General features: G+C 45.4%; 8 protein-coding genes. 5 read left to right on the top strand and 3 right to left on the bottom strand.

Annotation, left to right across the window (positions count from 1 at the left end):
• Positions 1-267: 267 nt before the first annotated feature.
• Genes QZU58_RS07725 through QZU58_RS07715 form a run of 3 tightly spaced genes read right to left on the bottom strand, consistent with a single transcriptional unit; the run spans position 268 to position 2678 of the window.
• Complete coding sequence (locus QZU58_RS07725; protein WP_294462897.1) at positions 268-1215, bottom strand: ribose-phosphate pyrophosphokinase; 948 nt, start codon at positions 1213-1215, stop codon at positions 268-270.
• 18 nt (positions 1216-1233) lie between these two features.
• The gene (ispE, locus tag QZU58_RS07720; protein ID WP_294495922.1) at positions 1234-2100 is read right to left on the bottom strand and encodes a 4-(cytidine 5'-diphospho)-2-C-methyl-D-erythritol kinase; all 867 of its coding nucleotides are present in this window, start codon (positions 2098-2100) and stop codon (positions 1234-1236) included.
• Positions 2088-2678: an outer membrane lipoprotein LolB gene (locus tag QZU58_RS07715; protein WP_294495921.1), complete on the bottom strand. Its 591-nt coding sequence runs from the start codon at positions 2676-2678 to the stop codon at positions 2088-2090. Before QZU58_RS07715 ends, ispE begins: the two co-directional genes overlap by 13 nt.
• Before the next feature lie 388 nt (positions 2679-3066).
• Here QZU58_RS07715 and QZU58_RS07710 point away from each other — a divergent pair, with 388 nt between their 5' ends.
• Genes QZU58_RS07710 through QZU58_RS07690 form a run of 5 tightly spaced genes read left to right on the top strand, consistent with a single transcriptional unit; the run spans position 3067 to position 7348 of the window.
• The gene (locus QZU58_RS07710) at positions 3067-3612 is read left to right on the top strand and encodes a 2-oxoacid:acceptor oxidoreductase family protein (protein WP_294495920.1); all 546 of its coding nucleotides are present in this window, start codon (positions 3067-3069) and stop codon (positions 3610-3612) included.
• Positions 3596-3925 carry a 4Fe-4S binding protein gene (locus tag QZU58_RS07705; RefSeq protein ID WP_294462892.1) on the top strand — a complete coding sequence of 110 codons (330 nt, stop codon included), beginning with the start codon at positions 3596-3598 and terminating at the stop codon, positions 3923-3925. Before QZU58_RS07710 ends, QZU58_RS07705 begins: the two co-directional genes overlap by 17 nt.
• Positions 3922-5091, top strand: a complete 1170-nt coding sequence (gene porA / locus QZU58_RS07700) for a hypothetical protein (protein WP_294495919.1) — start codon at positions 3922-3924, stop codon at positions 5089-5091. Before QZU58_RS07705 ends, porA begins: the two co-directional genes overlap by 4 nt.
• Positions 5084-6001 carry a thiamine pyrophosphate-dependent enzyme gene (locus tag QZU58_RS07695; RefSeq protein WP_294463407.1) on the top strand — a complete coding sequence of 306 codons (918 nt, stop codon included), beginning with the start codon at positions 5084-5086 and terminating at the stop codon, positions 5999-6001. The genes porA and QZU58_RS07695 overlap by 8 nt, the downstream gene beginning before the upstream one ends.
• A gap of 3 nt (positions 6002-6004) precedes the next feature.
• Positions 6005-7348 carry a phenylacetate--CoA ligase gene (locus tag QZU58_RS07690; RefSeq protein WP_294495918.1) on the top strand — a complete coding sequence of 448 codons (1344 nt, stop codon included), beginning with the start codon at positions 6005-6007 and terminating at the stop codon, positions 7346-7348.
• Positions 7349-7354: the final 6 nt, after the last annotated feature.

Below are 7354 nucleotides of genomic sequence, written 5' to 3'. Positions count from 1 at the left end.
AGTCCACCGCGTGGTGCTCAGACCGCTGCTCTGCTGTTCATAATACTGATTCAGCCACTGCTGATGCCTTGGATGTGTTTTAGTCATAAGATTATCTCCGTAAAATACGGTGACATCTTAAAGCGCTGTTTTTGGAAAATGAATAACCCTAGTTGCTTACACGCTTACAATTGAAGTATAAAAATGGAAAGTATAAAAAAGGAAGGTGGAGAAAATTTCTCCACCTTCCCGTTTTGAAATCCGTTAAAACGGATCCGTTAAACTCTGTTAGGCTTCAAACATTGCAGAGATGGATTCTTCGTTTGAAATACGGCGAATCGCTTCAGCAAGCATTGGAGACAGGGTGAGAACACGAACCTTGCCTGTTGCCTTCATTTCTTCAGTCAGAGGAATTGAGTCGGTAACAACTACTTCATCAAGAGTTGATTCGGCGATATTCTTTAATGCAGGACCTGACAGTACAGGGTGGGTTGCATAAGCGAATACGCGCTTTGCACCGCGCTTCTTGAGAGCTTCTGAAGCCTTGCAGAGGGTGCCACCGGTATCGATCATGTCGTCAACGATAATGCAGTCACGGCCTTCAACGTCACCGATAAGGTGCATAACTTCAGATACGTTCGGACGTGGACGACGCTTGTCAATAATTGCAATGTCAGTATCATCGAGGAGCTTTGCAATGGCACGTGCACGAACTACGCCACCGATATCCGGAGATACAACTACAGGATTTTCGAAGTTGTGGTTCTTCATGTCTTCGATAAGAATAGGGCTGCCGAAACAGTTATCAACAGGAACGTCAAAGAAGCCCTGAATCTGTTCAGCATGAAGATCAACGGTAAGCACGCGGTCAACACCAACACTTGATAACAGGTCGGCAACAACCTTTGCGGTGATAGGTACACGTGCAGAACGTAAACGACGATCCTGTCTTGCATAACCGAAGTATGGAACTACTGCGGTAATACGACCGGCAGAAGCACGACGCATTGCATCAATCATTACGATAAGTTCCATCAGGTTATCGTTGGTTGGAGCACAGGTGGACTGGATAATGAAAATATCACCGCCACGTACGTTTTCGTTAATCTGAACACAAATTTCACCGTCGCTGAAACGACCTACTTTAGCGTCGCCGAGTTTGGTGAATAATTTTTCTGCTATCTTTTGAGCAAGATCCGGGGTACCGTTTCCTGCAAATATCTTCATATCTGGCACGATATCAACCTCTGTGGTTTAAATTTTCTGATTTGAACGACTGTATTTGTCAGCAGCGACTTTTAATGGAGAAACATTAACAGCCTTTGCCACAAAGCCTCTCATATCATTTGGTATGTTTTCGAAAGCCGCCAAAGCTGCTTTCTCATCTGCAAAACAGGCAAAACAGGAGGCTCCTGTTCCTGTCATCCTCGATGGGGCGTATTGTAACAGCCATGAGAGCGTTTTGGCAACCTTTGGATAATATTTTTTAACCAGTTTTTCGCAGTCATTGCGTGTGTTACTGAAGCAAACTTCGGCGGGACTGAGCTTTGGAGTGTTTCGCGGCAGTTCCGGATGATTGAATATTTCCGCAGTGGATACGGCAGTATCAGTCGGGGTGGCTATAAGGTAGTATTTTTCTTCAACGGAAACCGGAGTCAGAATTTCTCCGACCCCCTCGGCAAATGCCGAGCGGCCTCTGACAAAAACAGGAACGTCTGCTCCGAGCCTGCGTCCTAATTCTGCCAGTTCGTCTTCAACGAGTCCGAGGCTGAAAATAAGATTGAGAGCCACCAGGGCAGTTGCGGCATTGCTGGAGCCTCCGCCAAGACCTCCACCCATCGGAATGTTCTTATTAATGTGTATGTCGGCACCGAATTGCTTTCCCGTGTGTTCCATCAGCAGTTTGGCTGCCTTGTAGACAATGTTTTTTTCAACAGGAAATCCCAGATCCGGAGTGATATTAATGACGTTATCGGTTCGCGGAGAAATGTCAATGGTGTCCCCCTTGTCAAAGAGAACAAAAATCGACTGCAGTTCATGGTAGCCGTCGGGACGACGTCCATTGATGTGGAGAAATAGATTGATTTTTGCCGGAGACGGCCAAGAAGTTAAATATTCCATTTGTTAACTGAGATCCTTAAAAGAAAATTCTCACCCTGTATATCTATTTTTTTAGGCAGCAGAATGCCTTTGACTTCCGTAAAGCTTCTGTAGACGACTTTGAAACCGCTGAAGCTGATGCTTTCAATTGTCCCTTTTTCGCTGTAGACGGCCGGGTTGTTTCCTGGAACTGCCGTTATTATGTCAGGAAGGCTGTCGCACGGAATGTGCAAACCCGTGAGGCTGTACACCAGTTCATCGGCATTGTTCCCTGATCTTATGTTTCCCTTATCGTCGGTAATTTCGGTTATTGCTGACGTTTTGCGGATTTTCAGCAGGGTTGTTCCGGTGGTCCCGGATATATAAATGGTGTAATCAGGTTTGCTGACGTCGATGTTTAAAAGAGTAGTGGTTTTGATTTTTTCATCAAAAATTCCCAGCTTGCCACTTACGGAGTATTCCTTTTTTTCTGATATATAGCGCTCGCGCTGCTGCTGTTCAAGAGGCGTCAGTGTTGAGGTACATGCTGAAGCGGTCAGTGCGCAGACTGTAATAAAGGTCAGAATAAGAGCCGATTTTATGTTCAAAGTTTTCTTCATGGAGTTATGTCCGTATCTCCGGTGATTACATGTCGGTAACGTAAGCTAATTATAAAGCAGTTGCCGTAGGCTTTTGATAAATTTTAGTAATAATTGTGGAGAGTGTGAGTGCAGGGCTGCCCGTATGACACGGATAAATGAGAGATTGCGTGGTTGGGAATGAAAAATTCAGCTTAAAATGTGAACGGCTGTCATTATTTTATGGAAACAATCTTTTAATACACGACAAAAGCAATATAAATGTTCTCTTTTGTTGGGTGTTTTTTATTTTTAAGCTTTATTTTAAGAATTTATTTAATTGAATGTTGACAATCCCTAGTGGAATACTTAGAATTGTTTTTGTGAATAAAACATATAAAACCGATAGGAAATAATAGGTACAACGGAAATGAAAGAGATTTTGTGGCATGGACGGGGAGGTCAGGGAGCATTTACCGCTTCAATACTGTTAGGTACCGCCTATATAAATGAAAGTCCCGAGTACCATGCCCTGGCATTTCCTTCATTCGGCCCTGAAAGAAGAGGGGCTCCGGTGAGAGCCTTTAACAGAATAGATTCGGAACGTGTGGGTGATCGCAGCGAAATTAAAAAGGCTGATTATCTTCTGTATCTGGATGACTCCCTGCTTGGGGAGAATCCCCTGAGTGAGTTGAGGGAGCACGGCGTGGCGATAATCAATACCGACGGCCCCGTAGAAATCAGGGATGAAAGAGTCGTCACCTTTGATGCTTCCGGACTTGCCGCTGAAATTCTCGGCCGGCCTATTGCGAATACCGGCATTCTTGGATTTTGGGCCGGTTTTAGCGGAGAAATATCACTGGATTCACTGGTTACTGCCGTCAGAACGGGATTAAACCCAAAACTTCAGGAGGGGAATATCAGGGTAATTCAGGAAGCTTTTGTCAGGGGGAAGTCTTATGTCAGGGAAAAATGATGAAAAAGTCAGGACCATTCCCTTCGTAAGGCAGGGAAAAAAACTGACTGTCGGTGAAATTCCAGAAATTACGGCTTATGAGGCCGGTTTTCTGACGGTCACTAATGCTTCGTGGAGAACTGAAACTCCGGTATGTGATCGAAACAGATGCAACGGATGTCTGAACTGTTACCTGTACTGTCCTGAAGGTTGTGTGTACCGGGATGGGAATACAGGGAAGATTGATATTGATTATGATTTCTGTAAGGGGTGCGGCATATGTGCAAAGCTCTGTCGCAAAGGCGCCATAACAATGGAGAAACATGGTAAATGAGAACCTTTATATCGGGGAATGAGGCGCTAGCACACGGTATCAGACTGGCACGGCCGCATGTAATAAGTGCTTATCCGATAACTCCTCAGACCACTGTTGTGGAACATTTGTCCTCCATGTGTTCGGCAGGAAAGCTTACGGCAGAATTTGTACATGTGGAATCAGAGCATTCTGCACTTTCATGTGCAATAGGAGCTTCTGCCACAGGGGCAAGAACATTTACAGCCACTTCGTCACAGGGACTGCTCTACATGGCTGAATGTCTCCACTATGCAGCCGGTGGAAGGTTTCCCGTAGTGATGATGAATGCCAATCGTTCCACTGCGCTTCCGTGGAACATTTATGGTGATCAGCGTGATTCAATGGGACTTCTGGATCAGGGGTGGATTCAGCTGTATGTTGAGAATGCACAGGAGGCTCTGGACATGTCTCTTGTTGCTTACCGCGTGGCGGAAGATTCCCGTGTCCTGACACCTTTTATGATAAACATGGACGGATTTGTTCTGACTCATACGTATGAGGTTGTGGACATTCCGGATCAGGAGCTTGCTGACAGATTTTTGCCATCGTACGTTACAGATAACAGATTTGATTTTGACAGTCCGAAGAGCATGGCATTTTCGGTAGGTCCGGAACAGAACTTCAGATTTAAGTTCAGAGAGCACCAGGCCATGAACAGGGCCAAAAAAGTGATTGCCGAGGCCGAAAAGAGTTTTGCGGAAGTTTTTGGCAGACAGTATACCGGTCTTGTGGAGAATTACAGATGTGATGATGCCGAATACGTAATCGTTACCATCGGTTCCGTGTCAGGTCTGGTTCGCAGTGTGGTTGATGAACTTCGCCGGGATGGCGTTGCGGCCGGTCTCCTGAAAATAAGGTACATGAGACCATTTCCAGATGCGGAAATAGCTGAAATCCTTCGGGGAGTTAAAGCTGTCGGTGTTCTCGAAAAGGATATTTCTTTCGGATATGAGGGAACGGTGTTTACCAACGTAAATTCCGCACTGCAGGTCGCAGGCCTGTCAGTAAGAACTTCTAATTTCATCGGCGGACTTGGTGGAGCCGACATATCCAGAGAACAGATCAGGGATATATTTCAGTCTCTGGAAAGTGACGGGCGCAGGCTTAATTTTTTGGGAATAAACAGGGAGGAATACGATGACTGAGAGATCAAAAACGATTAATGTCAGAACCCTGTCCGATGATGAGCTTTTTTATGGTCATAAGGCTTGTCCGGGTTGCGGCGGAAGTCTTGCCGTAAGAATAGCCCTTAAGGTTCTCGGTAAAAAGAGCGTGGCGGTAATTCCTGCAGGATGTATGTCTGCGGTGGGCTTTAATTTTCCTCAGCTGTCATTTGGCTGCAATTCCATTATTTCAACCTTTGCCGGTACTGCGTCAATGATGACTGGAATTGTGGCCGGATATAAGGCTCAGGGAATTGATGATGTTACGGTGGTAGGGTTCGCCGGTGACGGTGGAACTGCCGATATCGGTATACAGGCTCTTTCAGGAGCGATTCATCGTAACGATAACATGCTTTACATATGTTATGACAATGAAGCCTACATGAATACGGGAATTCAGAAAAGTTCACTGACGCCTTTCGGTGCCGCAACCACAACATCTCCTGCTGTGGACGGTGCGATAGGAAGCCTAAGTGACAAGAAGAACCTTTTTGAGATTGTGGCGGCACATGGTATTTCGTATGCCGCAACCGCAACGGTCGGTGATTTGCCGGACTTTATGAGAAAGTTACAGAAAGCCTCATCATACCGTGGAACCAGATTTATTCACATTCTTTCTCCTTGTCCTCTGGGATGGGGACTGAAGACTGAAGATATGGTGGAAGTGGCCAGGGAAGCAGTCAGCACAGGACTGTGGATACAGGCTGAATTTTATGACGGGGAGTTCCATTACGGGAAACACCCCGGGACGTTTACTGATGTGAATCATTACGTCAGAAGACAGAAAAGATTTGTTCATCTTAGTGATGAAGTTATTAAGAAGATTGAGAAAGCCAGAGATGAAAAATGGCTGCATATAAACAGATATACTAAACAGTTAGAGAGGAGTTGATTTATGGCAAAAGTACAGGAAGAAAGAAAGTACTGGAACGAGAAGATTGAAACCATGCCTCGTCCTGAACTTGAAAAGCTTCAGTTGGAACGTTTAAAGGAAATAGTTAAGTTTTCCTATGAAAATTCTCCGTATTATAAACGTTCTTTTGATGCGGCAGGCGTAAGTCCAGATGATATTCATGAGCTTTCTGATTTGGCAAAGTTTCCGTTCATTAATAAGCAGACCGAACGTGAAACTCAGGGTGTAGGCTCATTTCTTGGTGAACTCTGCTGCGTACCTGAGGAAGAAGTGGTCTTTATTTCATCTTCATCAGGTTCTACAGGTGTTCCGACCATAAGTCCTTTTACTCAGGAGGATTTTGATGAATTTCAGGATACTGAAAGCCGCTGGTTCTGGCAGGTGGGAATGAGACCAAAGGATCGTTACATTCATGCACTTAACTTCTCCCTCTACGTTGGCGGTCCTGACGTAATCGGAGCCCAGAATCTCGGAGCGTTATGTATCTGGGGCGGTACCCTTCCGAGCGAAAGACTTCTCTTTGTACTTAAGACTTATCAGCCGACCATTATATGGACCAGCCCTTCATATGCCTGGTACCTTGGCGAAACCGCCAAAAAGAACGGCATAGATCCGAAGAAGGATCTTTCAATCAGAACCATTATCGTTGCCGGTGAAATGGGCGGTTCAATTGATACTACCAGAAAGGCAATTGAAGATTTGTGGGGCGCTAAAGTTTACGATTTCTATGGTCTTTCAGATATTTACGGTGCGTGTGCGGCAATGTGTGATGCCAAGGACGGTCTGCATATTGCAGAAGACCAGATTTATGTGGAAACAGTGGATATCCATACCGGTGAGGTAATTCCTAACGGCGAGGTGGGTGAACTCGTTTACACCACATTGCGCAAGAAGGCCAGACCGATGATAAGATTCAGAACCGGTGACATCGGCCGAATTGACCAGACACCTTGCTCTTGCGGCAGAACACACGGCAGAATTCACATCCTCGGCCGTAAGGACGACATGTTCATCGTATCTGCGGTTAACGTATTCCCTAGTGACATTGAAGCGGTAATTCGCGGAATCAAGGGCATTACCGGTGAGTACCTCGTCAGAATTTATGAGAAGGATTTAACCTGCAAGTACAACGTTGAAGTTGAAAAGAACGCTGACAATAATGAGACTGATGAAGAACTGGCTGCAAGAGTTTCAACCGCAATCAAGGCCAGAGTCGGTGTTAAGCCTTATGCAGTGGTTGTTCATCCAGACGGAGGTCTGAACACCCGCTCAGAACACAAATCTAAGCGTATTATCGACGAACGTAACCTGACCTACAATATTTAGGAGATA

The sequence above is a fragment of the uncultured Ruminobacter sp. genome, from assembly GCA_902764345.1.
In the GTDB taxonomy this organism is placed as follows: Bacteria; Pseudomonadota; Gammaproteobacteria; order Enterobacterales; family Succinivibrionaceae; genus Ruminobacter.
This window is presented reverse-complemented; position numbering and strand designations above follow the sequence as displayed.

Excerpts from the sequence above, each read along its gene's own strand:
- QZU58_RS07710 (WP_294495920.1), top strand. The coding sequence starts at position 3,067 with ATGAAAGAGATTTTGTGGCATGGACGGGGAGGTCAGGGAGCATTTACC.
- QZU58_RS07695 (WP_294463407.1), top strand. The coding sequence starts at position 5,084 with ATGACTGAGAGATCAAAAACGATTAATGTCAGAACCCTGTCCGATGAT.
- QZU58_RS07705 (WP_294462892.1), top strand. The coding sequence starts at position 3,596 with ATGTCAGGGAAAAATGATGAAAAAGTCAGGACCATTCCCTTCGTAAGG.
- ispE (WP_294495922.1), bottom strand. The coding sequence starts at position 2,100 with ATGGAATATTTAACTTCTTGGCCGTCTCCGGCAAAAATCAATCTATTT.
- QZU58_RS07690 (WP_294495918.1), top strand. The coding sequence starts at position 6,005 with ATGGCAAAAGTACAGGAAGAAAGAAAGTACTGGAACGAGAAGATTGAA.
- QZU58_RS07715 (WP_294495921.1), bottom strand. The coding sequence starts at position 2,678 with ATGAAGAAAACTTTGAACATAAAATCGGCTCTTATTCTGACCTTTATT.
- porA (WP_294495919.1), top strand. The coding sequence starts at position 3,922 with ATGAGAACCTTTATATCGGGGAATGAGGCGCTAGCACACGGTATCAGA.